We start from the raw sequence: 22,359 nt of genomic DNA on the forward strand, positions 1-22,359 counted from the left end.
CCACCTCCATTTTTATTATACAGAAAATTATTTCGCAATTCGAATAAATTACGGTAAGATGAAAGAAAAGGGAGGGATTTGTTTGCGATTAATTTCTATTTGTCCAAGCAATACAGAACTGCTTGAATTTCTTGGACTGACAGATCAGCTTGTCGGTGTGGATGATTATTCTGATTGGCCTGAGGCGGTTTCTCGTTTGCCTCGGCTTGGGCCTGATCTCGATATTGATATGGACCAAGTGGAGGCGTTAAAGCCCGATCTTGTGATTGCTTCTTTAAGTGTCCCTGGGATGGAAAAGAATGTGGAGGAGCTTCAAAAACGAGGATTGCCTTATATTGTGACGAATCCGCAATCGTTAGCGGAGATCGGTCAATCACTTGTGGAAGTCGGAGCGGCATGCGGTGTAGATGAAAAAGCTAGATTAGTAGCAGAGCGTTATTTTTCTCAACTAGAGAAATTTAAACAGGCAGCAAGTCGCATTGAAAATCGGCCTTCGCTGTACTGGGAGTGGTGGCCAAAGCCCGTTTTCACGCCTGGAAAAGTGAATTGGCTTACCGAAATAAGCGAGCTTGCAGGCGGCTATAATGTCTTTTTCAACGAAGAGACAGCCAATTTTCAAACCGATTGGGAAGAGGTAAAGCGAAGAAACCCTGATTACATTTTACTTTCATGGGTCGGGGTGCGCACCGAAAAAATCAACCCAGCGATTGTCCAAAAACGACCAGGCTGGACGGAATTACCTGCCATCCAGCAGCAAAAAGTGGCGGTCATGGAAGAAGAGCTCTATTGTCGACCTTCGCCACGACTATTAGCTGGTCTTCATAAGCTAGCGATGATGCTACATCCTGTTATTTTTGAAACGGTTGAAATGGATGATTTGTTTGTAGATAAAAGCAAGTGAATGCCCCCGTTTCATCAATCTATCAATCATACAAAAAAGGACTCCAAAAGATCGTTGAAAAACGACCATTTGGAGTCCTTTTTTAGGAAACAGAACATTAAAACATTTGATAGCCTTTTTGGCGAAGAATGCGCATCGCAATTCCTGAAGTAATGGCGCCAAGAAAACCGCTTGATAGAATCGTAATGTCTACAGCATGCAATGAAGAGAGTTTTGTTCCTAAAGCAGAAAACGCTTCACTTGCGTTAAAAATATAGTCAAAGGTGCTGACCTCATCCACAATCATAATGGTTACAATTGGATAAAGAAACGCCATCACCCACGTCATCCGTAACAACATATTTAATAAGAAGCCAATTCCGAAAAATAATACGAAAAATAGCAACATCGAAACAATTACAACCGCAATATGCATTCCGTTCCCCTCCTAAATCACTAAAGAATAGTGTACCTTAATAAGAAGGAAAACGTCAAGACAATGGGGCATCCTTCCAGATGGAGGATACCCCTAGTTTACTTATTCTTTATGATCTCCTTCTCCACCGCAATTTGGGCAAGTTTCCGAGCCGCCGAGGAGGAGTTGAAGATAGCCTTTGCCTTCACAAGTGTGGCATGTTTGTTTTTTTGTTTGGATTGTCATTGTATTGCCTCCTTGATTAAATATTTTAATTTTCTGATAATATATCATAAGGAGATTCACTCGTACAATCTCCTTTTTCGATTACATTCATCTCAAAATTAGAAGAATAATTTATAAGATGTATAGCCAAACTGTTTTCCAGGGTCCACGCCATCTTTACAATACAGGGAGGCTCGCTCAAAATTATCTACAAGTGTACGCAATAAAGTCGAAGTATGAGCGTCATTTTTTAATTCTTCAGTTGACAACCAAGCCGCTTCCATGAGTTCTTTTTCTTCTATTATTAAGGGTTGTCCTTCTTCCTTTAACATCAATAAAAAGATCATTAAATTATCGCTAATTTCTTCTTTAATGACCCCTGTTCGAATGCCAACAACTCCGCAAACGTCACAATCGATTCCGGTTTCTTCCTTTACTTCCCGAACAGCCGCTTCATCCGCTGTTTCTCCGCGATCTACAAATCCAGCTGGTAACGACCATTGTCCTTTTAGTCCGCTATAATTTTTCTTCACTACTAGCCAGCGACCTGCTGCATCAATCACTAGGCCAGCAGCCCCTAACCAAACAGATCCTCTTTTCAACCGTCCCCCTCCTTTATCTAGTAGCTATAGTTGTAGCATAGAATTTTGACTCATTGTTGAACAAAGCTTCTCCAATAAAGTGAAACTTCAATCAGTGGGGGTTTTCTTCATCCTCCACTGATTGTTAGTTAAACGGATCGGGCGTTTACGGGCTGTTGATCCCCCACCTATATGCCTACGCTTCTTCTGCCATGTTGAGATGGGGGTCTTACAACCCGTTAATGCGGGATAAAAAAGAGACTGACCATAATGGCCAGCCTCTATACATGTGCTTATAGGAATTTAAATTTACCTTTTTTCATCACAAGCGATGGTCCACCGATCATCAATAATGCACGGTTATCAATCATTTTCTTCATGAATGAAGCTTTCGTACCTGTCATTTTCTTACCGAAAGCCACACCGATCGCATCGTCATCTCCTAAAGAACAAACCGTACCTTTAATGTCTGGTTTAAATGCTTCAAGATCATCTGCTTGACCTTTCAACAGCTTCACTACGTTGCGAGCACATACTTCCCCTTGTTGCATCGCAATTTGAGCTGTTGGTGGATACGGACGGTTAATTTCTTCATTAATAATAAGTGAAGAATCACCAATTACGAAAATGTTGTCATGACCTGGCGCACGTAAATCAGGATTTACTTTTACACGGGCACGCATATTTTCGATCTCTGCTTTTTCAATGATTGAGCTTCCGCGAACTCCAGCTGCCCAAATAACTGTGCCAGCTTTGATTTCTTGAAGCTCTTCTTCGCCTTTAGCTACTTTAATGCCTTCTGGTGTTGCTTCTTTAATCGCTGTGCCGATTTTGAATTCTACACCTTTTTTCTCTAATTGAGAAACAGCATATTTCACTAGCTCAGGATCGAAACCTGGAAGAACCATTGGTGCTGCTTCTACGCAGTAGATACGAACTTTAGAGTAGTCAATATCATACTCGCGACAAAGTTCAGGCACGCGGTTTGTTAATTCGCCAAGGAATTCAATACCTGTAAATCCGGCACCGCCGACAACGATAGATAGACGCTCTTCTTTCTTTTCTGTTTCCATTGCATATGTCGCAAATTGGTAATCGATGTGCTCACGAATTTGACGTGCAGCATTTACATTAGAAATTGTAAACGCATACTCTTTTAAGCCTTGAATGCCGAACGTTTCAGATTCGCCACCAAGCGCGAATACAAGATAATCATATTCTACTTCACCAGAATTCAAAATGACTTTCTTTTCAGCCGTTTTAATATCTTGCACTTCTGCGCGGATAAATTCTACTTTACTGCGATTGATAACGCTATCAATATCATAACGCACACGGTCATGATGCAATGTACCTGCAGATGCTTCATGAAGCCAAGTCGTTTCATAATGGTAATCATTTTTGTTTACCAATACGATGTTTGCTTCGTCTTGTCCTAACATTTTTTGAAGACGAGTGACTGTCATCAATCCACCATAACCTGCACCTAATACTACGATCTTCGGCTTTCTCACAATAATCACTTCCACCTTTGTCGATATTTTCGAGTTTGCTTTAGAACCATACATCTAGATTGTGATATTATTCACGAATAAATGCAAAAAAATACAATAAAAAACCGCCACAAAATCTCAATATTTGCATATCTAACTCAATGATATGCTTTTTGCTAGTCTTTTTCAAGACGTTTAATGGAAATATTTTATTTGATTTTACCTGACGTCCATTGTAAAAAAATTCATTCAATAAAAGTGTCTTTACGTGTGAATCAAACATAAATTCTGTATGATAGATAGAAGAAAGAGAAATTCCATTTTCTGTTTTCAAGGAGGATTTTGAATGAATCACGATAAGGAAATATTTGATATTACCATTGTTGGAGGTGGACCTGTCGGATTATTCACAGCATTTTACGGAGGCATGCGCAAAGCCTCGGTCAAAATCATTGAAAGTTTGCCGCAACTAGGAGGGCAACTGTCAACTCTCTACCCTGAAAAATATATTTACGATGTCGCTGGATTCCCTAAAGTTCGCGCACAGGAACTGGTTGATCGCCTTGTCGAACAAATGGAACCATTCTCTCCTACCATCTGTTTAGGACAGTCTGTACAAACTCTCGAAAAATTAGCAGATGGCACATTAAAGCTAACAACCGACCAAGAAGCCCATTTCACCAAAACGATTATCATCACTGCAGGCAATGGCGCCTTTCAACCACGAAAATTAGAACTTCCAAATGCAACAATGTATGAAAAAACAAATCTTCATTACTTCATCACAGACCTTGAACAGTTTAAAGACCGACATATCGCTATTTGCGGGGGCGGTGATTCAGCCGTCGATTGGGCACTTATGCTTGAACCCATCGCAAAACGTGTATCTATCATCCATCGTCGCGAAAAATTTAGAGCTCATGAGCATAGTGTAGAACAGCTTCGCGCATCTAATGTCAATATTATGACACCTTATGTACCGAGCAACGTAATCGAAGAAAATGGCCGAATTGGAGCGCTTGAATTAACAAGAGTTGAAACGGATCGTAAAGAAATTCTTCCCGTCGATGATGTCATCGTCAATTTCGGCTTTGTCTCCTCACTCGGTCCCATTAAAGAATGGGGACTTACCATTGAAAAAAACAACATTGTTGTCAATTCCAAAATGGAAACAAATATAGAAGGCGTGTACGCTGCGGGCGATGTGTGTACCTATGACGGCAAAGTTAAATTAATCGCGTCAGGCTTTGGCGAAGCACCAACAGCCGTCAACAACGCAAAAGCCTACCTTGACCCGAAAGCTCGCGTTCAACCGCTGCATAGCACCTCCTTATTCGAACAGCGAAAATAAGTATCTGTTTAGTTAGGCTCCAGTCTCTAGGCTGGGGCCTTTAGTGAGATTTCTTCGACTTTCTGGACATTTCTCGACATAAACAAAGACACTCCCCATAAAAGGAAGTGCCTGAAAATGATTTAGCAGTTCTCCGGTTTACCAGTGTTCGTCGCTGTTCTAAATGAGGAACCACAGCCACAGGAAGCAATCGCATTCGGATTTTCGATCGTGAAGCCGCCCCCCATCAATGATTCCTTGTAGTCAATGACGGTTCCTTTTAACACAGGAGCACTGTCTTTATCGACAATAATATGAATGCCTTGTTGATCGAGTTCAATATCATCTTCTTTAATTTCGCGATCAAACCCCATGCCGTAAGACAATCCGCTGCAGCCACCACCATGTACTGTAACGCGAAGATTCGCTCCCTCTTCTTCATTTTGCTTCATCATTTCTTTTATTTGAAAAGCCGCTGCTTCCGTTACTGTCACTACTTCAACTTCTTTCAATGGAACCCCTCCATTCGTTATTCTTTTATTATTAGTATATACATCCACCAACCCCTTCACAACCAAACTGCTCATTTCCAAACTAACACCAATAAAAAGATTCATATTACCTAGTCTTTTGACCTTATGAATCAACTATAATAAACTATATAAATAAGTATATAGACATAAAGTGAAACTTCAATCAGTGGGGGTTTTCTTCATCCCCCACTGATTGTTAGTTGAACCGATCGGGCGTTTATGGGCAGTTGATCCCTCGCCTAAATAACTTTGCTTCTCCTCTCATTTTGAGGTGGGGGTCTTACTGCCCGTTAATGCGGGATAAAATAGAATGGATAATCACAGGGGGTAAAGCAGATGGAAAGTATCTCTCCTTTTTATGAAAAACAACTAAAATGTCCTGTTTGTGAGGAAAAATTTCAAACAACGAAGTTAAGAAACCGCTTTGTGAAAGTGACTGATCATGATACTGACTTAATGCCTATTTATGATCAAGATAGCTACAACCCATTATTTTACCATGTATTTGTGTGCTGCCATTGCGGGTATTCTTTCTCAGATGAGTTTTCAGCTTATTTTGCTCCCGGCTCTAAAGATAAGCTAATAGAGAAAATAAAGGATCAATGGGTCTATCAAGATTACGGCAAAGAAAGAACAATTGTTGAGGCGATTAATAGCTATAAACTTGCTCTTTATAGTGGTCTGCTGAAGAAAGAAAAACATTTAACGTTAGCAGGATTGGCTCTTCGTACAGCTTGGTTATATCGTGAATTAGGGCGTCAGAAAGAAGAGAATCGCTTTATGATGATGGCGGCGGATCAGTATAAAGAAGCTTATGAGACAGAAGATCTTACAAGTACACAAATGTCTGAGGTAAAAGTATTGTATTTAATCGCTGAATTAAATCGACGCGCAGGAGACATTGAAACAGCTGTGGCGTATTTCTCTAAAGTCATCGAAAAGCAACATATGTCTTCAGATAAAAAAATTGTCGACATGGCTAGAGATCGTTGGCATGAGATTCGTGAGGAAATGAAACAGCAAAAAGAAGCTACTACTTAAAAAAACGGCCGAGACATATCTTCGGCCGTTTTAAAACATTGGGTTTTCCTCTAAATGCTCATAAATATTATCAACCAACTCTTCAGGCGTCTTTCCATCCACCGGCTCTCCATTAACAAGAGCGAATAATCCTTCACTACATCTTGTACAATAGCTTAGACAGCCATACTCAATCACATCTAGATTGACATCACGTTCTAATATTTCAAGCGCTTTTTGCGCACCATTTGCTAAGTTGCTTACGCAAAACTCAATAATTGGCTTCATCCTATTCTCACCTCTTGCTTTTATTTTACTATCTCTGACGGTTAGATTAAAGCAGAAAACTTTATCACGAAAATGTTTGATGTCTGTTGTGAAAATAATTAGATTTCGATATACTCATTATGGCAGAATAAAAAATCGAGTTTTTTTGACAAGAATCTTGGGGATGTCAAAGAATTACATCATTCACAAAAGGGGATATTTCTATGAAACATTTAGTATTGCTTGGTGGCGGTTACGGAAATATGCGCGTTTTGCTTAGGCTATTGCCTAATAATTTACCAGAAGATGTCACCATTACTTTAGTGGATAAGGTACCTTATCATTGTTTAAAAACAGAATATTATGCACTTGCAGCGGGAACGATTTCCGATCATGAAGTGCGTGTTGCATTTCCAGAACATTCTCGACTCAATCTTGTTTTTGGAGCAGTACAAGAGATTGATTTGGAAAATAAACGTATTGTTCTTGAAGATCAAGAGTCCATTCCGTACGATGATCTAGTGATCGGACTTGGCTGTGAAGATAAATATCATAATGTACCGGGGGCTGAACAATATACGCATAGTATTCAGTCGATCGAAAAAGCCCGTCATACATACCAAACGCTGTCCAACATGCCAGCTCGTTCCAAAGTAGGAATTGTTGGTGCTGGATTAAGCGGCATCGAGATTGCTAGCGAATTGCGCGAAAGCCGTCCTGATCTTGAAATTACTTTATTTGACCGTGGCCCACGAATTTTGAAAGACTTTCCTGAACGATTAAGTAAATATATCCATAAATGGTTTGTTGATCACGGGGTGACCGTTATTAATAACGCCAATATTGTAAACGTTGAACCAAAGGCAATATATAATAATGAAGATGTTTATGAAATGGATGCGACTGTATGGACGGCAGGCATTCAGCCGAACGTGGTCGTGCGCAATATGAATGTCGAAAAAGATTCATCAGGTCGCATAAAAATAAGCCCATATCATAATTTGCCAGACGATGAACATGTATACGTTGTTGGAGATTGCGCGAGCCTCCCTCACGCACCTAGTGCCCAATTGGCGGAAGAGCAAGCTGAACAAATTGTTCAAGTGTTGCAAAAACGCTGGAAAAATGAACCTCTTCCTGAAAAATTGCCAGAAATGAAACTAAAAGGCATCCTAGGTTCCCTAGGTAAAAAACAAGGATTTGGCTTCGTAGCCGACCGCGCCATCACTGGTCGCGTAGCACGATTCCTCAAATCCGGCGTCCTTTGGTTGTATAAATATCATAACGGGTAATACGAAAAGTTGCAGGCGCTATCGGCTTTTGACCTCGAGCCGATAGCGCCTGCAGCTGGACAATGAAGAAATGCGGAGCCGACTGTTTAGACACGACAAGCAAATGTTCTGACGCTGGAAAGGCGACAGTCTTGTAAGCGGCAGGTTATTTGACTTGAGTGTCTAGGAGGCGGAGCTGGACAATGAAGAAATGCGGAAGATCCCGTTTAGCGACGTATGGACTAGAGCGATCCGCATAATAAATATAACTAAAAAGCGACTGACTCATTCAGAGTCAGTCGCTTTTTAGTTATATCTCCCCCTCTTTTTGATCATACTAAACGTATCAGTTACCTGCACTTACATACCGATGGATCATGGACAACAAGATTTGAAAGGAGATGAACGGTTTTTTGAAAAATATATTTAAACGAAACCAATCACCTTTTGAAAAAACAGAACTTGGGCAGTTATTAACGCTTTGCCAAGAATCAAATGATTTCCTTACATTCCGTCTGCGTGACGACTCGCCTTTTTTTGTTTCTTTTTATAAAACACTTATTAATCCTGATACGGTACATCAAAATATTTTAGCCGCTCTCTCTAACAAAAAACTAGCTGATTTACAAACAATTAAAGAGCAATTGCCAATTGAAGACTTATTAATAACGGAGAATGCCTCGAAGATCAAAGACAAATTAATGGCAGGTCATGTTATTTTTTATCAAAAGGAGAAATCCCCTTCTTGTCTCTTAGTTCCCGCACTAGCTGTTGAAAAACGCCAAGTAGCTGTGCCCGAAACAGAGTATACAGTCATCGGTCCAAAAGAAGCTTTTGTTGAGGCGCTCGATACCAATGTCAATCTTGTTCGAAAACGTCTCCCGGTTCCTGAGTTACAAATGAAGGAGATGGTCGTTGGGAAACTGTCTAAAACCCGAGTAAAGGTCGCATACGTAAAAGGAATTGCTAATCAAGAAAATATCAATACAGTGATTCAAAGAATTCAAGAGATTGAATATGATCAGATTCCTGATAGCTCATTTCTTATGCAAATGATCACAGACAATAAAAGCTCACTATTTCCACAAATTGTTGATACCGAGCGGCCTGATCGAGCGGCAAGTGCTCTTTCAGAAGGAAAAATTGCTATTTTAGTCGATGGATCACCACATGTGTTACTCGCACCAACTACACTCATTGAATTTTTTTCCGCCTTTGAAGATTACTTTTATACGTGGGGTATCGCGTCAGTCTTTCGGCTAATTCGCTTATTTGCCGTCACTTTTTCTGCACTGTCTACACCAGCTTATGTGGCTGTGCTGACTTATCATTATGAAATGATTCCTCAAGATTTATTAAATACACTGGTGTCTTCTCGAAGCGGTATTCCTTTTCCACCGATATTAGAAGCACTCATTTTGGAATTAACGATTGAGCTATTACGGGAAGCAGGAGCCAGACTCCCGACGAAAGTTGGACAGACGATCGGTATCGTTGGCGGGATTGTTATTGGAACAGCGGCTGTGCAAGCAGGCTTAACGAGTAATGTTTTGTTAATTATCGTCGCCTTAAGCGCGCTTGCTTCTTTTACAACACCGATCTATCAAGTGAGCTATGCTATACGTTTCATTCGATTCCCTTTTTTACTTTCTGCTCAATTTCTTGGTCTTGTAGGCATCATGGTTTGCATGGCTTTGCTATTTTTTCACATACTGAATCTCTCTTCACTTGGCCGACCGTTTCTTGAACCCATTTTTCCTCTGCGGCGAATGGATTTAAAGGACGCTATCTTTCGCCTGCCTTTTGATCAACAACGTCTGCGTCCATTACAAGTAAGAACTGAACAATCTGAACGTTTTGGGAAACAGCCCCCGCCTGAAAATAACCGTGATATTGATGAATAATTGTTAATTGGAGGTGAGTTTGATGTTGCCACTGCCAGCTGAGAAGCATAAAGTTTCTCCCTATTTCGCTTTTTACATTATTACGTCTATGCAAATTGGCGTAGGTGTTCTCGGATTTCAGCGTAATATTGCCAAAGTAGCTGGTCATGATTCTTGGATTTCCGTTATCATTGCTGGTTTATCGATCCATATCGTGTTGTGGATGGCCTACCAAATATTAAATAAAGGACAGAATGATATTACGATTATTCACAGAGAGTTGTTTGGTAAGTGGATTGGCGGTGTACTTAGTCTGACTTTAATCGTTTATTTACTCTCCCTTTGCATTGCGATCGCTCGTAACTATATCCAAGTCATCCAGATTTGGATGTTTCCTCAATTAGAAACATGGTATATGGCGCTCATTTTATTTACGTTAGTGTACCTTTATGTCACCAGTGGGTTTCGAGTGAATGTCGGTCTTTGCTTTCTCACATTCATAGTGACTTTTCCTTTACTTTTAATGTATTGGTTTCCGCTGAAAGAAGCGAAAATTTCTTATTTGTTACCTGTTTTGGATCACTCATTTTCTGAAATTTTTACTGGTTCTAAAGAAATGGCCTTTAGTTATTCTGGATTTGAAACGATTTTTTTCTTTTATCCTTTTTTAAAAGAAGCGAAAAGCTCACATAAATGGGCACAACTCGGATCCGCATACAGTTCCTTCTTTTATTTATTCACCATGATCGTTTCCTTGTTATATTTCAGTCACTGGCAATTGGCTAACACTATTTGGGGTACGTTAACTTTATGGAAAGTAGTCAATTTGCCTTTTGTTGAACGATTCGAGTATGCTGGTCTCGCTATTTGGCTATTTGTGATCCTGCCTAATATGTGTTTATATACATGGGCAGCGACAAGAGGAATGAAACAATTATTTAACGTTAAACAAAAACATAGCATTATTGGGCTCGTTATTGCATTATTTCTCGCTGTGATTTCATTCACGGATCGACAAAGTATGGATCAATTAACTACTTTCACAGAAAATTTGGGGGTGTATATTTTATACGGATACATTCCATTTATTTATTTTTTTCAAATCATTAGTTACAAAATGAGGGGAAAAATATGAAAAAGACCTTATTTTGGAGCATTCTCATTCTCATATTAGTAAGTAATTACAAATTAGAACCAAAAATTCTGGAAGATACACAACACATTTCCGCTATTGGCTATGACTCAGCGGGAGAAAATCGTGTAAAAGCAACGGCCTCTGTTCCCTTTTTTCCACCAGGGCTAGATGTTACACCGATGGATATCACCTTTACAGCTGAAGGACATACAAGTGCAAGCGTGAAGCAATTATTTCAAACGGAAGCACAAAAACCTTTAAGTAGCGGCCGCTTAAATGATATTTTATATAGCAAAGACCTCGCTAAACAAGGGATTTTCGAGTTTATTAAAACTTTTAGCCGCGCACCTGAAATCGGAAGAGGGATTCATGTCGCTATCGTCGATGACCGCGCTGAAGATTTGCTCAAATTTAAATTTCCAAATACAGTGCTCACTTCCCGCTATTTATCTGATCTAATCGAGCATGGTTTGAAAGATATCATCCCTATCACTAACCTCCACTCCTTTCTAGCTCAATACTATGGAGAAGGACAAGATCCATTTTTGCCATTATTAGACTTAAGAGAAAAGCGTATTCATCTAAAAGGTCTCGCCCTTTTTAAAGACGATCACTATGTCGGCTCACTCTCCTATCAGGACAGCTATTTATTTAAACTTTTATATGAAAAATCTAGTAATGGCACTTACAGTATAAAGCTAGACAATGGTAATTACATTACTATTGAAAATGTCAGTTCTAAAGTGAAATATCGCATAAGCGGCAACAAAGAAAGCCCTAAAATAAAAATTGAAATGTTCATAGTAGGTCAAATCGTTGATGCTTCTGGAATGACTCTTAAAAATCCTAATGATATCAAAAAAATTGAAAAACAATGGAGGCAAAAAGGAACCGAGCGAGCTGAAAAAATGATTAAAAAATTGCAAAAACTCGAAGTAGACCCACTCGGCATCGGAGAAAAAGTACGAAGCAAATACCATAATTTCGAAATAAAAAAATGGGAACAACAATACCCTTCCCTTCCCATCGAAGTCAAATTCAACGTAAAAACAATGGATACGGGGATTGTGGAATAACCTAGAAAAGCGGAAGGTCCCGTTTAGCGACGTATGGACTGGAATGATCCGCACGAGATAAAGGAAACACGATGAACGCGAGTGAATCGATGTTGACTTATCGCAAGGAGGATCGTGGAAGTCCACTAGGCGCTGGGACCTGGAGCTGGACACCGAAAAGCGGAAGGTCCCGTTTAGCGACGTATGGACTGGAATGATCCGCACGAGATAAAGGAAACACGATGAACGCGAGTGAATCGATGTTGACTTATCGCAAGGAGGATCGTGGAAGTCCACTAGGCGCTGGGACCTGGAGCTGGACACCGAAAAGCGGAAGGTCCCGTTTAGCGACGTATGTCCCGGAGTGACAAACAGATAACGGATCGGCAAAAATAAAAAAAGCATCCGCACATGGATGCTTTTCTTCATTACAGCCCTAATGAAATATATTTAACTTCTAAATATTCTTCAATGCCGTAATGACCGCCCTCACGACCTAGACCGCTCTCTTTGTAACCGCCAAAAGGTGCTTGTGCAACGGATGGAAGACCGTCGTTTAAGCCGATAATGCCGTATTCTAGACCTTCTGCAATATCGATGGCCTCTGTAATATTTTCGCTAAATACATATGCCGCTAAGCCGTACGGAGAATTGTTGGCACGTTCAACCACTTCTTCTGTCGTTTGGTATGTCGTTACAGGAGCTAATGGCCCGAATGTTTCTTCATTCATACAAAGCATGTCGTCTGTTACATTCATAATAACCGTTGGCTCAACGAAATAGCCTTTTAAGCCCTCTCCTTTGTTTCCGCCTGCAATAATTTTCGCACCTTTTTGTTTCGCATCTTCTAGCTGGCTCACGACTTTAGCAACTGCTTGCTCATCGATCAGCGGACCAACTGTAATCCCTTCGTCTAAACCATTCCCCATTTTTAACTTAGCCACTTCTTGTTTAAATGCTTCAGCAAATTCCGCTTCGATGGATTCATGAACATATACACGGTTCGCACATACACATGTTTGTCCTGCGTTACGGAATTTAGAAGCGATTAAATGTTGGGCCGCTTTTTCAATGTTAGCATTGGCTGTCACGATAAATGGGGCATGACCACCTAATTCAAATGATACTTTTTTCATCGTATCAGCTGCCCCGCGCATTAATAATTTCCCTACTTCTGTTGAACCGGTGAAAGAAATTTTGCGAACGCGACCATCTTTCATCCACGCTTCACCAATCGCTTTCGGATCGCCTGTCACAAGGTTAATGACCCCTTTAGGAATGCCTGCTTCTTCCGCTAGCTCAACTAAGCGAATCGCTGTTAATGGCGTTTGCTCTGCCGGTTTGATCACAGCTGTACACCCAGCAGCAAGCGCTGGCGCTACTTTTCTCGTAATCATAGCCGCCGGGAAATTCCAAGGAGTGATCGCTGCCATGACACCAACTGGCTCTTTTTGCACAAATAATCGTTTACGAGGATGAGAAGCTGGAATCGTTTCTCCGTAAATACGTTTTCCTTCTTCTGCGTACCAAGAAATAAAGCTGTTGGCATAGCCCACTTCACCAATCGCTTCTGGCAAAGGTTTTCCTTGCTCTTCTGTCATAATCTTACCGATTTCTTCTTTGTTCTCATCAATTAGACGATACCACTCGTTTAAGTAATGAGCGCGTTCGGCCGCTGTTAGCTTCGACCATGTTTTAAATGCTTCATATGCTGCTGTTGCTGCTTGTTCCGCTTCTTCTCTTCCACCTTCTGGCACAGTGGCAATCACTTCATTGATGGCTGGGTTCACAACTTCTATTTTCTTGTCATTGTCAATCCATTCGCCATTAATGTACATTTTCCAGTTTTTCATCTGCTTGCTCCTCCTTCATGTTGTCATATGTTCAATGAAATAAAGAGATCATATGCCTCTCTCTTTATTCCTCTCCCTCAACATACTTCTTTACTTTTCGAGCTGCTGAGGATTGACTAATTCCTAATGCTTTCGCAATTTTATAAGTGGAGGAAAATTGTCCGTATGCCTCAATGATCATCTTTCGTTCCACTTCTTCAAGCATTTCTGGAAGAGTCGTCCCCTTCTCTGTTAATTCTTGCTGCATCATTTCTAATGGCAAGTCATTTAACGTCACCACTTCATCATTTGTCACGACCAGTCGTTCGACCATATTTTCTAATTCGCGAATGTTCCCTTTCCACTCATAATTTAAAAACGCATTTAATACTTTCGGTGAGAAACAGACATGACTATTATACAGTTCATTGAAATAGTCGAGAAAATGATAAGTTAATGGAATAATATCTTCTTTTCGTTCCCGTAATGGCGGGATATGAATCGGCACCACATTCAAACGATAGTATAAATCACGTCTGAAGCTTCCTTGTTCCGCCATCTTTTTCAAATCTTTATTGGTGGCCGCAATAATTCTTAAATTTAAGGTAATCGGCTGACTTCCCCCAACAGGACGAATTTGTTTATCCTGCAACACATGAAGCAGTTTCCCTTGAGCAGTTAATGGAAGCTCCCCTACTTCATCTAAGAAAAGAGTTCCATTATTAGACAACTCAATCAGCCCTTTTTTTCCCTCACGAAAAGCGCCTGTAAACGTACCACCTTCATAACCGAACAATTCTGACTCAATTAACTGTTCAGGTAAAGCAGCACAATTGATTTCATTCAGCACTTGATCTTTCCTGTCGCTTAATTGATGAATCGAACGAACAATTCTGCTTTTACCAACCCCGGTTTCTCCAAGCAGTAAAACCGTCGAATTAACTTTGGCGATTTTGCGGACAAGCATCATCACTTTGCCCATTTGCTCACTTTTTGAAATAAGCCCCTCGACTTCAAGCGGCTCATTTAACTCTTTTTTATATGTAGCGAGCTGGTCTTCCATTTCTTCAATCTTATTTCTCAGCTGAATAAGCTCTGTCAAATCACGAGAATAACTGATAACGCTCTTTAAAGTTCCATCCCGATTAAAAACCGGCCTTGTACGCACATGATAGTACCGGCCGGAATTAGACATTTGAAACAGCTCAATCGGCTGTTTTTTTTCGATGACTTGTGATGTGGCTGATGGATAAAAAAGCCCCATTTTCTCTAGCTCTTTCACATGCTTGCCAACTAGGTCAACTGCTGATAGATCATAATTTTTTCGACATGTTGAATTTACTCGAACGACGAATCCTTTTGCATCTGTAACAAGAATCTCATCGAAAGACGATTCGAAAATATCAAATAATTCTTCCCGTACAGGATCATGAGATATATTCATAAAGAGTTTCCTCCCGATCATATTTCTCTATATTATAGCAAAAATATGATCAGGAGATAAACTAGTCGCTCTTATTCTCTATTGAATTAAGCTTGAACTGTTAAAGCAGAAACAGCTGCTTCAAATGCTTCTTCAAGAATATCTAAACCTTCAGCTACTTGCTCGTCTGTAATAACAAGTGGCATTAAGAAGCGTAAAACGTTTCCGTAAGCACCCGCACTGATGATTAGTAGACCGCGGTTGTTAGCTTCAGTAATGATCGCGTTAGTTAACTCTTTGTTAGGCTCTTTTGTTGCACGATCCTTAACAAATTCAACCGCAACCATAGAACCTAAACCGCGAATTTCGCCAATTGCCTCATATTTTTCAGCTAATTGATTTAAGCGATCCACTACTAATTGGCCTAGAGCTGCGCCACGTTCATTTATTTTTTCTTCTTCCATAATATCAATAACTGCTAATGCAGCCGCACATCCAAGTGGGCTACCAGAATATGTTCCACCAAGTTCACCAGCACCAGCAGCATCCATAATTTCTTTGCGGCCAACTACAGCACTAATTGGTACACCAGCAGCCATTGACTTAGATACAGTCATTAAATCAGGCACGATATTGTAGTGCTCAATCGCAAATTGTTTACCTGTACGACCAAAACCAGTTTGAATTTCATCAGCAATGAAAAGAATGCCGTGTTTTTTACAGATATTATATACTGCTTCAATGAAAGGTTGAGGAGCAGGAATGAATCCACCTTCACCTTGTACTGGTTCCATAATCACAGCAGCAACACTTTCAGGAGCTACATCATTTACGAAGAAATCTTCAAATTGACCAATAACAGAGTCAATGTATTGCTCTTCTGTTGTACCTTCTGGGCGACGATAAGTGTAAGGGAATGGAGCTTTGTACACTTCTGGAGCAAATGGACCAAACTCATATTTATAAGGTTTTACTTTACTTGTCATTGTCATTGTTAACAATGTACGGCCATGGTAAGCGCGTGAGAAAGAAATAATCCCTGTGCGTTTTGTATATTTACGAGCGATTTTTACTGCATTCTCAACTGCTTCTGCTCCACTGTTTAAAAGGATCGCTTGTTTTTCATGATCCCCAGGTGCAAGACCGATTAATTTTTCACATAGTTCAATGTATGGCTCATACATCATTACGTTAAATCCAGGATGAATATACTCATCTACTTGCTTATGGATAGCTTCTTTTACTTTCGGGTGACAATGTCCAACGTTCATCGTACCAATTGCACCAACGAAATCGATAAATGTATTTCCATCTACATCTGTAATTAAAGCGCCTTCTGCTTTAGCTGCAAAGCTAGGCACGCCATTAGAAACGCCTTTAACAACCGCTGCTTGTCTTCTTTCTAATAATGCTTTCGATTTTGGACCTGGTAAAGCACCAGTTACTTTAGCAAATTTTCTAGTCATGTTCATTTCTCCTTCTTTGCTTATAAATTCATATTTATATATGCAAAAAGCGTGCCAACTCTAAAAAGTGAAAAAACTCACTCTTTTTTGAATTAATCGAATTAAAAGTAAGTCGAAAACGACTTATTTAAATCAAAAATGACTTATAAAAAAGGTTGAGCGAATGGCTCAACCTTTTTTATCTTCACTTTTATATCCGTATTTCTCCATTTCAGCATAAACGGCCTTCAATTTTGGATTTCCTTCTCCAACAATTTCTCCTTCTACAAGCACCACCGGATAAAACAGGTCTTCTTCAACGACTCGCTTCGCAAACGATCTTTTCTCTTCATCTTCCGGCGGTGAAAAAATATCCACATAACTAATCAAAAATGGCTGTTCTGGATACTTTCGTGAAATAGCCGCTTCTAGCCATTCATATGTTTCTTTAGAAGAAGGCAAATTGACGCAACTAGCACAAAGCTGCTCTGTCCCATATACCACAATTTCCACCATATTTCCCATGTTCTCACCCACTTTGCAACTGATTAATTTTAGTTTATCGAAAATCAGCCAATTTCGATATGAAATTGTTTATCAATCAATGGATTTTTTTATTTATAATCATTATAATAAGAACAGTACGAGAAAGGAGTCGATTCAAATGGCTGATGAACAAATGCTTGCACAAGTACAAGAAGTCTTAGATAAATTACGCCCATTTTTACTTCGTGATGGTGGGGATTGTGAACTCGTTGATATAGAGGATGGCATCGTTAAACTTCGCCTTCTCGGCGCATGCGGTAGCTGCCCAAGCTCAACGATCACACTGAAAGCTGGAATCGAGCGCGCATTGCTTGAAGAAGTGCCAGGCGTAGTTGAAGTCGAACAAGTATTTTAATGAACAAAAGTCCGCACTCGATGCGGGCTTTTTTCTTTTGGATTGGAGAATTAGAGAACTGAGTCAAAATCAATCTCAAATACGCCGCCTATGGGGGAATCAGGCGGAAAAAGCATACAATCGGGCACTTGGTAGCTCTAAATCAGGCTCACAAAGGTCGAAGAAATCAAAAACCCGAGCGTTTCTCAGCTCGGGCGTTATTTATTGTCTAAAGGTGAGTAATTCTTTATTTACTAATGTTTTCGGAGGGCGATCTTCAAAGATGGCATCGAGATTGTCACAGCATGTTTCCATCATCGCGAGGCGAGTTTCTTTCGTTGCGCTCCCGATATGAGGGAGTGCCACGACATTTGGCAGTTTAAGTAGTGGATGATCGGCGTCGATCGGTTCTTTTTCAAAAACATCGAGCCCTGCTGCTGCAATGTCTCCTGCCTGTAAAGCATCAAGCAGTGCTTGTTCATTAATGATCGGTCCGCGACTGGCATTGATGAATATGGCTTCTTTTTTCATTTTTTGGAATTGCTCTCGCTGAAACATCCCTTTCGTTTGTTCCGTCAGCGGAGCTAGGCAAACAACAAAATCTGCCTCTTGTAATAATTCATCAAATGAGCAATAGCGTGCACCAAGCATTTCCTCGGCTACTTCATGACGATTCCGATTATAATAAATAATTTCCATATCGAATCCCGCGGCTCTTTTCGCTACAACAGTTCCAATTTTGCCCATCCCGACAATACCAATCGTTTTGTGATGAACATCAGTTCCAACCAATTGCATAGGTGACCAGCTTTTCCACTGACCTTGCTTGACAAATTCGGCCGCTTCCATCATTCGACGAGCAGTAGCCAACAACAAAGCAAAGGTTAAGTCCGCCGTCGTATCTGTTAATACATCCGGTGTATTACAGATGGCCACATTATGCTTGCTTGCGGCTTGTAAATCCACATTGTCATAACCAACTGCCATATTGGCTACCACTTTTAATTGGTCAGCTTGAGAAAATAATTCTTCATCTAGTTGATCTGAGATGACGGTTAATAGGGCATCTGCCTGCTTCACTTTTTCCAGTAACACTTCACGTGGTACTTTCTCTTCTTCTTTTGGCCACATCTCTACTTCATATTTCTCCAGTAGCCTAGAAGTGATTTCATCAGGAAGCTTTCGAGTGACATACACAAACGGCTTCATTTCTCCACCTTCTCTCCGTATCCTATCGCACCTCCATTTTACCACAGCTTCTGTCATTTTAACCAAGTTATATCCGGAATTTTCAATCGACTTGCTGGAACAAAGGCTAATTCATAAAAAGAAGCAAGAAAATGCTCATACTCGGTTGTATTTTTCATATATTTCTTTAACTGTTCTTCTTTTTCTTTTTTCTCGTGAAGGGAACGAGAGGAGAAATAAGCACGACTGCAGTCAAAGTAATGTGTTGGAAAGAGGAGACGAGCATAAATCAGTCGCCAAGCAAAAGGGGAAAGCGGCTCTGCTTGCTGATACTCTTGTAAAAACTGTCCAAAATTTGATCGATAAAGAAGAGAGCCTTCCCAATAGGACGAGCGAATCCATTCTGCCACATCTCGCACCGGGTGATCATAGACCCAATCGAAAGGATGATGAATAAAATCCCGATTGCTCCAAAGCTTCGTATGAAACGAGTGATGACAAATCGTTCCATAATCTGTTGCTCCTGGCGTTTCATCCATCTCTGTATCAACGACATATTGAATAGCGTTCTCTGACAATCCCATATAATAAGGAAAGCTATCAATCATCATCATGGCAAATTCATTATCTACTCCCTTCTCGATCAGACCGCTAATTGATTTTTCTAGCCGATCGATCTCCTGCTCCCAACGCTCTCGCCACAGTCCCAATTGACTTGTGACCTTCAGCTCATTCCTCAAGGATCGGCCCCGGCGATGAAACCGAGCAAGTTTCGTACCAATGGCTTGGGATCGCGAGTGCACTTGAGAACTGCCAAGTAGGACAACATCCCTTTTATCTTCTGTCACTAAAAAGGCACCGCTAACCGACGGAATAAAAACAGCGACTTTTCGATCGCCTTGTCTCATTAAATGTTGAGACATTTGATGCAACTCTAACAGATATTCCTGTTCCATATTTGTCACATCAACAATAGAATAAAGAAAACCCTCGCTTTCATAATAGCGTCCGTTTACCATTCGCTCTGGTGTAATTCGAAAGTGTTTCTGTAATAATTCCTTTCCTTCCATGCCAGCTCCCCCTTTTTTATCTCATTTGCAGGATTATTTCTATACAATCTGGAAATATAAATACAAAGGAAATATCTGATACTAACATATTAGAGAAAAAGGTGATTGTATGACTATCAATGACAAACACGTAATGAGCATGTCTGAAAAAACCGCTCGACGCTGGCTAGCAGAGCGCGGCGTAACGATGGAACACATCGCCGAGCTTGTATTGTTTTTACAAAAAAAATACCATCCCAATTTGACAGTGGAAGAATGCAAAGAAAATATTGAACGCGTCTTAAAAAAACGAGAAGTGCAAAACGCGATCATCACAGGCATACAACTAGATATATTAGCGGAAAAAGGACTGCTAGAAGAACCGTTACAAAGCATCATTTCCACCGATGAAAGCTTATATGGCGTCGATGAAACACTCGCTTTGGGAATCATCAACGTGTACGGTTCCATCGGATTTACAAACTACGGATATATCGACAAAGAAAAACCAGGAATATTACAATATTTAAACGATAAATCACATGGCAAAGTCCACACCTTCCTAGATGACATCGTCGGTGCCATAGCCGCCGCTGCATCAAGTCGCCTCGCCCACCGAGCGGCTCAGACGGAATAGAAAAGTGTAAGGACCCGTTTAGCGACGTATGGACTGAAGCGATCCGCACGAGATAAAGGAAACACGATGAACGATAGTGAATCGATGTTGACTTATCGCAAGGAGGAGCGTGGAAGTACACTAGTCGCTGGGAACTGCAGCTGGACAATAGAAAAGCGGAAACAGCCGTTTAGACTCGGCAGATATAAGACGGACCGTCGAAGTGGCGTCCTTTGCCACACAGACGTGACGGCTTATGTCCGAGAGTCTGGCGGACAAGGAAAAGCGGAGCCGACTGTTCAGACACGACAAGCAAATGGCCAGAACATCCAAGAAATTGCTCGTAAAGTCGAAGAAACGACCTTAACATCTAAGAAACACCACCCCCAAGCAAAAAAGCGTCCCCTAAGTGACTAACACTTAAAGAACGCCTTTGCTAACATACTTGATTCTTTTTTAAAAAACTTCCCACTCATTCAATGTATTTCTTATGTGAGTGGGCTGTTTTTCCACTTGAGTTAGATGCTCTTTTTGAGTAACACCTGTGTGAACAAGTAAAGTATCCATTCCTGCACCGATTCCTGCTAAAATATCGGTGTCATAGTTGTCGCCAACCATTAATGTGTCTTCTTTGCTAGTGCCTAACACGCGCAAGGCTTGGTCCATAATGACGCTTTCTGGTTTACCGATAAAAGTAGGCTTCGTTTGAGTGGACACGGCGACGACAGAAGTGATCGATCCGTTTCCAGGAAGCAACCCTCTTTCAGTAGGAATGGCGATGTCCCCATTGGTGGAAATGAAAGTGGCACCGTTGCGAACTGCTAAGCAAGCAGTAGCTAATTTTTCGTAGTTGATGCTGCGGTCAATACCGACAACTACAAAATCTGCCTGATCATGATCGACAACTGTTAATCCCTTTTCTTGAAGGGCTTGACGAATACCTTCTTCACCGATGACATACACAGTGGCCGCTTCTTTGCGATCGGCAATAAACTGAGCGGTCGCCATGGAAGTAGTAAACACTTGGTCGGTTGTCGTTGGAATATCAAATCCCACTAATTTATTCGCCACTTGTTCAGGAGTGCGCGAAGAATTATTTGTGACAAACAAGTAAGGGATGTTCTTTTCGTTTAAGCGCGCAATAAAATGTCCCGCTTCTTCGATTTTTTCCGTTCCGCGGTACATCGTGCCATCTAAATCGATTAAATAACCTTTATATGCTTTCATTCTTTCTCACCTCTAATTTCATTACACTCATATGTAAAAAAACGCTTTCACTTTCGAAAGCGTCACCTGTTAAGGTAAAAAGGCTGAAACGGGTCCTAATTCATTCGTTAAGTATTGTCTTACTTTTTCAGGAAATTGCTGCATGGATGAGAAGTGAGCTTCCATGGCCTGCTGGATGTCTTTATGATTGACAGCTGTATATTGCTGAACGAGCACTTTACGAAGAGCTACCATCGCTTTTAATGAAGCTGTCATCTCTTTTGAAATCACTTTTTCGTCATCTAGAATGTCGACAATATCTTCATAACTACCCGGATCTCTCATAATAAAGCCATCAATCATCGCATTGCCCACATCAAGCATCGATTCAATGACCGTATGAGCAATGCGTTCTAAAGCAGCTTGTTCAAGTGCTGTTTCAAAGTTCTTTTGCTCCTGAAACAACGTTAATTGCACTTCCATAAATTTTAATGTTTCTTCGATTTTTTTTCGATCTACGAAATACAAGGCGAGCACCCTTCCATTGCTTTCTTTTAATTCTTTACTATTTTATCATGAAACCAAAAAGAAAACATATAGGAGTCCTCTTCAAACATGTTACAATCAGGAAA

General features: G+C 40.6%; 24 protein-coding genes. 10 read left to right on the top strand and 14 right to left on the bottom strand.

Annotation, left to right across the window (positions count from 1 at the left end; translation table 11 throughout):
- Positions 1–82: 82 nt before the first annotated feature.
- Positions 83–901 carry a cobalamin-binding protein gene (locus WDJ61_RS14495; RefSeq protein WP_338750919.1) on the top strand — a complete coding sequence of 273 codons (819 nt, stop codon included), beginning with the start codon at positions 83–85 and terminating at the stop codon, positions 899–901.
- A 97-nt stretch (positions 902–998) separates the two neighbouring features.
- On the opposite strand, the gene WDJ61_RS14500 is transcribed toward WDJ61_RS14495, so the two are convergent.
- The 4 genes from WDJ61_RS14500 to WDJ61_RS14515 all read right to left on the bottom strand — a co-directional run bounded on the left by WDJ61_RS14500 (position 999) and on the right by WDJ61_RS14515 (position 3,615).
- Complete coding sequence (locus tag WDJ61_RS14500; protein WP_338750921.1) at positions 999–1,316, bottom strand: YuiB family protein; 318 nt, start codon at positions 1,314–1,316, stop codon at positions 999–1,001.
- Positions 1,317–1,418: 102 nt separating this feature from the next.
- Positions 1,419–1,541, bottom strand: a complete 123-nt coding sequence (locus tag WDJ61_RS14505) for a YuiA family protein (RefSeq protein ID WP_338750923.1) — start codon at positions 1,539–1,541, stop codon at positions 1,419–1,421.
- A gap of 98 nt (positions 1,542–1,639) precedes the next feature.
- Complete coding sequence (locus WDJ61_RS14510) at positions 1,640–2,122, bottom strand: NUDIX hydrolase (protein ID WP_338750925.1); 483 nt, start codon at positions 2,120–2,122, stop codon at positions 1,640–1,642.
- Between the two features lie 272 nt (positions 2,123–2,394).
- Positions 2,395–3,615 carry an NAD(P)/FAD-dependent oxidoreductase gene (locus WDJ61_RS14515; protein ID WP_338750927.1) on the bottom strand — a complete coding sequence of 407 codons (1,221 nt, stop codon included), beginning with the start codon at positions 3,613–3,615 and terminating at the stop codon, positions 2,395–2,397.
- A 325-nt stretch (positions 3,616–3,940) separates the two neighbouring features.
- On the opposite strand from WDJ61_RS14515, the gene WDJ61_RS14520 reads away from it, so the two are divergent.
- On the top strand, positions 3,941–4,945 hold the full coding sequence (locus WDJ61_RS14520; RefSeq protein ID WP_338750929.1) for an NAD(P)/FAD-dependent oxidoreductase: 1,005 nt from the start codon (positions 3,941–3,943) through the stop codon (positions 4,943–4,945).
- Positions 4,946–5,067: 122 nt separating this feature from the next.
- Here the strand turns inward: WDJ61_RS14520 and erpA are convergent, their stop codons facing one another.
- Positions 5,068–5,436, bottom strand: coding sequence for an iron-sulfur cluster insertion protein ErpA (gene erpA / locus WDJ61_RS14525; protein WP_338750931.1), 369 nt, complete (start codon positions 5,434–5,436; stop codon positions 5,068–5,070).
- A gap of 357 nt (positions 5,437–5,793) precedes the next feature.
- Here erpA and WDJ61_RS14530 point away from each other — a divergent pair, with 357 nt between their 5' ends.
- On the top strand, positions 5,794–6,498 hold the full coding sequence (locus WDJ61_RS14530) for a DUF2225 domain-containing protein (protein WP_338750933.1): 705 nt from the start codon (positions 5,794–5,796) through the stop codon (positions 6,496–6,498).
- 30 nt (positions 6,499–6,528) lie between these two features.
- Here WDJ61_RS14530 and WDJ61_RS14535 read toward each other — a convergent pair whose 3' ends face one another.
- Positions 6,529–6,765 (bottom strand): YuzB family protein, encoded by a 237-nt coding sequence (locus WDJ61_RS14535; protein ID WP_338750935.1) that lies wholly within the window; start codon positions 6,763–6,765, stop codon positions 6,529–6,531.
- A gap of 203 nt (positions 6,766–6,968) precedes the next feature.
- Here WDJ61_RS14535 and WDJ61_RS14540 point away from each other — a divergent pair, with 203 nt between their 5' ends.
- The 4 genes from WDJ61_RS14540 (at position 6,969) to WDJ61_RS14555 (ending at position 12,109) form a co-directional block, all read left to right on the top strand.
- Positions 6,969–8,036, top strand: coding sequence for an NAD(P)/FAD-dependent oxidoreductase (locus WDJ61_RS14540; protein WP_338750937.1), 1,068 nt, complete (start codon positions 6,969–6,971; stop codon positions 8,034–8,036).
- 380 nt (positions 8,037–8,416) lie between these two features.
- Entirely contained in the window at positions 8,417–9,919 is a 1,503-nt protein-coding gene (locus tag WDJ61_RS14545; RefSeq protein WP_413789017.1) for a spore germination protein, read from the top strand.
- 22 nt (positions 9,920–9,941) lie between these two features.
- Positions 9,942–11,033, top strand: a complete 1,092-nt coding sequence (locus WDJ61_RS14550; RefSeq protein WP_338750941.1) for a GerAB/ArcD/ProY family transporter — start codon at positions 9,942–9,944, stop codon at positions 11,031–11,033.
- Positions 11,030–12,109 (top strand): Ger(x)C family spore germination protein, encoded by a 1,080-nt coding sequence (locus WDJ61_RS14555; RefSeq protein WP_338750943.1) that lies wholly within the window; start codon positions 11,030–11,032, stop codon positions 12,107–12,109. The genes WDJ61_RS14550 and WDJ61_RS14555 overlap by 4 nt, the downstream gene beginning before the upstream one ends.
- A 407-nt stretch (positions 12,110–12,516) precedes the next feature.
- Here WDJ61_RS14555 and WDJ61_RS14560 read toward each other — a convergent pair whose 3' ends face one another.
- From WDJ61_RS14560 to WDJ61_RS14575, 4 genes are all read right to left on the bottom strand, one after another.
- Positions 12,517–13,926, bottom strand: coding sequence for an NAD-dependent succinate-semialdehyde dehydrogenase (locus WDJ61_RS14560; RefSeq protein WP_338754810.1), 1,410 nt, complete (start codon positions 13,924–13,926; stop codon positions 12,517–12,519).
- A gap of 79 nt (positions 13,927–14,005) precedes the next feature.
- Positions 14,006–15,385, bottom strand: a complete 1,380-nt coding sequence (locus WDJ61_RS14565) for a sigma-54 interaction domain-containing protein (protein ID WP_413789018.1) — start codon at positions 15,383–15,385, stop codon at positions 14,006–14,008.
- Positions 15,386–15,450: 65 nt separating this feature from the next.
- On the bottom strand, positions 15,451–16,809 hold the full coding sequence (gene gabT, locus WDJ61_RS14570; RefSeq protein WP_413789019.1) for a 4-aminobutyrate--2-oxoglutarate transaminase: 1,359 nt from the start codon (positions 16,807–16,809) through the stop codon (positions 15,451–15,453).
- A 168-nt stretch (positions 16,810–16,977) separates the two neighbouring features.
- Positions 16,978–17,313, bottom strand: coding sequence for a YuzD family protein (locus tag WDJ61_RS14575; RefSeq protein WP_338750949.1), 336 nt, complete (start codon positions 17,311–17,313; stop codon positions 16,978–16,980).
- A gap of 79 nt (positions 17,314–17,392) precedes the next feature.
- Between WDJ61_RS14575 and WDJ61_RS14580 the strand changes: the two genes are divergently transcribed.
- Positions 17,393–17,689 (top strand): NifU family protein, encoded by a 297-nt coding sequence (locus WDJ61_RS14580; RefSeq protein ID WP_338754811.1) that lies wholly within the window; start codon positions 17,393–17,395, stop codon positions 17,687–17,689.
- Positions 17,690–17,890: 201 nt separating this feature from the next.
- Here the strand turns inward: WDJ61_RS14580 and WDJ61_RS14585 are convergent, their stop codons facing one another.
- Together WDJ61_RS14585 and yutH are read right to left on the bottom strand one after the other, a co-directional pair.
- A complete protein-coding gene (locus WDJ61_RS14585) occupies positions 17,891–18,877 on the bottom strand; it encodes a D-glycerate dehydrogenase (protein WP_338750952.1) in 987 nt (328 codons plus the stop codon).
- 53 nt (positions 18,878–18,930) lie between these two features.
- Positions 18,931–19,926 (bottom strand): spore coat putative kinase YutH, encoded by a 996-nt coding sequence (gene yutH, locus WDJ61_RS14590; RefSeq protein ID WP_338750954.1) that lies wholly within the window; start codon positions 19,924–19,926, stop codon positions 18,931–18,933.
- 109 nt (positions 19,927–20,035) lie between these two features.
- Between yutH and WDJ61_RS14595 the strand changes: the two genes are divergently transcribed.
- Both WDJ61_RS14595 and WDJ61_RS14600 read left to right on the top strand, forming a co-directional pair.
- A complete protein-coding gene (locus WDJ61_RS14595) occupies positions 20,036–20,542 on the top strand; it encodes a phosphatidylglycerophosphatase A (RefSeq protein WP_338750956.1) in 507 nt (168 codons plus the stop codon).
- 66 nt (positions 20,543–20,608) lie between these two features.
- Positions 20,609–20,938: a hypothetical protein gene (locus WDJ61_RS14600; RefSeq protein WP_338750958.1), complete on the top strand. Its 330-nt coding sequence runs from the start codon at positions 20,609–20,611 to the stop codon at positions 20,936–20,938.
- Between the two features lie 39 nt (positions 20,939–20,977).
- Here the strand turns inward: WDJ61_RS14600 and WDJ61_RS14605 are convergent, their stop codons facing one another.
- Together WDJ61_RS14605 and hepT are read right to left on the bottom strand one after the other, a co-directional pair.
- A complete protein-coding gene (locus WDJ61_RS14605) occupies positions 20,978–21,748 on the bottom strand; it encodes a TIGR01457 family HAD-type hydrolase (protein WP_338750960.1) in 771 nt (256 codons plus the stop codon).
- Positions 21,749–21,817: 69 nt separating this feature from the next.
- Positions 21,818–22,255, bottom strand: a complete 438-nt coding sequence (gene hepT / locus WDJ61_RS14610) for a type VII toxin-antitoxin system HepT family RNase toxin (protein ID WP_338750962.1) — start codon at positions 22,253–22,255, stop codon at positions 21,818–21,820.
- Between the last annotated feature and the right edge of the window lie 104 nt (positions 22,256–22,359).

Origin of the sequence: Bacillus sp. FJAT-52991 (assembly GCF_037201805.1) — a bacterium.
GTDB classification, from domain to species: Bacteria; Bacillota; Bacilli; order Bacillales; family Domibacillaceae; genus Bacillus_CE; species Bacillus_CE kandeliae.

Excerpts from the sequence above, each read along its gene's own strand:
- WDJ61_RS14500 (WP_338750921.1), bottom strand. The coding sequence starts at position 1,316 with ATGCATATTGCGGTTGTAATTGTTTCGATGTTGCTATTTTTCGTATTA.
- WDJ61_RS14505 (WP_338750923.1), bottom strand. The coding sequence starts at position 1,541 with ATGACAATCCAAACAAAAAAACAAACATGCCACACTTGTGAAGGCAAA.
- WDJ61_RS14520 (WP_338750929.1), top strand. The coding sequence starts at position 3,941 with ATGAATCACGATAAGGAAATATTTGATATTACCATTGTTGGAGGTGGA.
- WDJ61_RS14530 (WP_338750933.1), top strand. The coding sequence starts at position 5,794 with ATGGAAAGTATCTCTCCTTTTTATGAAAAACAACTAAAATGTCCTGTT.
- WDJ61_RS14535 (WP_338750935.1), bottom strand. The coding sequence starts at position 6,765 with ATGAAGCCAATTATTGAGTTTTGCGTAAGCAACTTAGCAAATGGTGCG.
- WDJ61_RS14540 (WP_338750937.1), top strand. The coding sequence starts at position 6,969 with ATGAAACATTTAGTATTGCTTGGTGGCGGTTACGGAAATATGCGCGTT.
- WDJ61_RS14545 (WP_413789017.1), top strand. The coding sequence starts at position 8,417 with ATGAACGGTTTTTTGAAAAATATATTTAAACGAAACCAATCACCTTTT.
- WDJ61_RS14550 (WP_338750941.1), top strand. The coding sequence starts at position 9,942 with ATGTTGCCACTGCCAGCTGAGAAGCATAAAGTTTCTCCCTATTTCGCT.
- WDJ61_RS14555 (WP_338750943.1), top strand. The coding sequence starts at position 11,030 with ATGAAAAAGACCTTATTTTGGAGCATTCTCATTCTCATATTAGTAAGT.
- WDJ61_RS14560 (WP_338754810.1), bottom strand. The coding sequence starts at position 13,926 with ATGTACATTAATGGCGAATGGATTGACAATGACAAGAAAATAGAAGTT.
- WDJ61_RS14565 (WP_413789018.1), bottom strand. The coding sequence starts at position 15,385 with ATGATCGGGAGGAAACTCTTTATGAATATATCTCATGATCCTGTACGG.
- gabT (WP_413789019.1), bottom strand. The coding sequence starts at position 16,809 with ATGACTAGAAAATTTGCTAAAGTAACTGGTGCTTTACCAGGTCCAAAA.
- WDJ61_RS14575 (WP_338750949.1), bottom strand. The coding sequence starts at position 17,313 with ATGGGAAATATGGTGGAAATTGTGGTATATGGGACAGAGCAGCTTTGT.
- WDJ61_RS14580 (WP_338754811.1), top strand. The coding sequence starts at position 17,393 with ATGGATTTTTTTATTTATAATCATTATAATAAGAACAGTACGAGAAAG.
- WDJ61_RS14585 (WP_338750952.1), bottom strand. The coding sequence starts at position 18,877 with ATGAAGCCGTTTGTGTATGTCACTCGAAAGCTTCCTGATGAAATCACT.
- yutH (WP_338750954.1), bottom strand. The coding sequence starts at position 19,926 with ATGGAAGGAAAGGAATTATTACAGAAACACTTTCGAATTACACCAGAG.
- WDJ61_RS14595 (WP_338750956.1), top strand. The coding sequence starts at position 20,036 with ATGACTATCAATGACAAACACGTAATGAGCATGTCTGAAAAAACCGCT.
- WDJ61_RS14600 (WP_338750958.1), top strand. The coding sequence starts at position 20,609 with ATGAACGATAGTGAATCGATGTTGACTTATCGCAAGGAGGAGCGTGGA.
- WDJ61_RS14605 (WP_338750960.1), bottom strand. The coding sequence starts at position 21,748 with ATGAAAGCATATAAAGGTTATTTAATCGATTTAGATGGCACGATGTAC.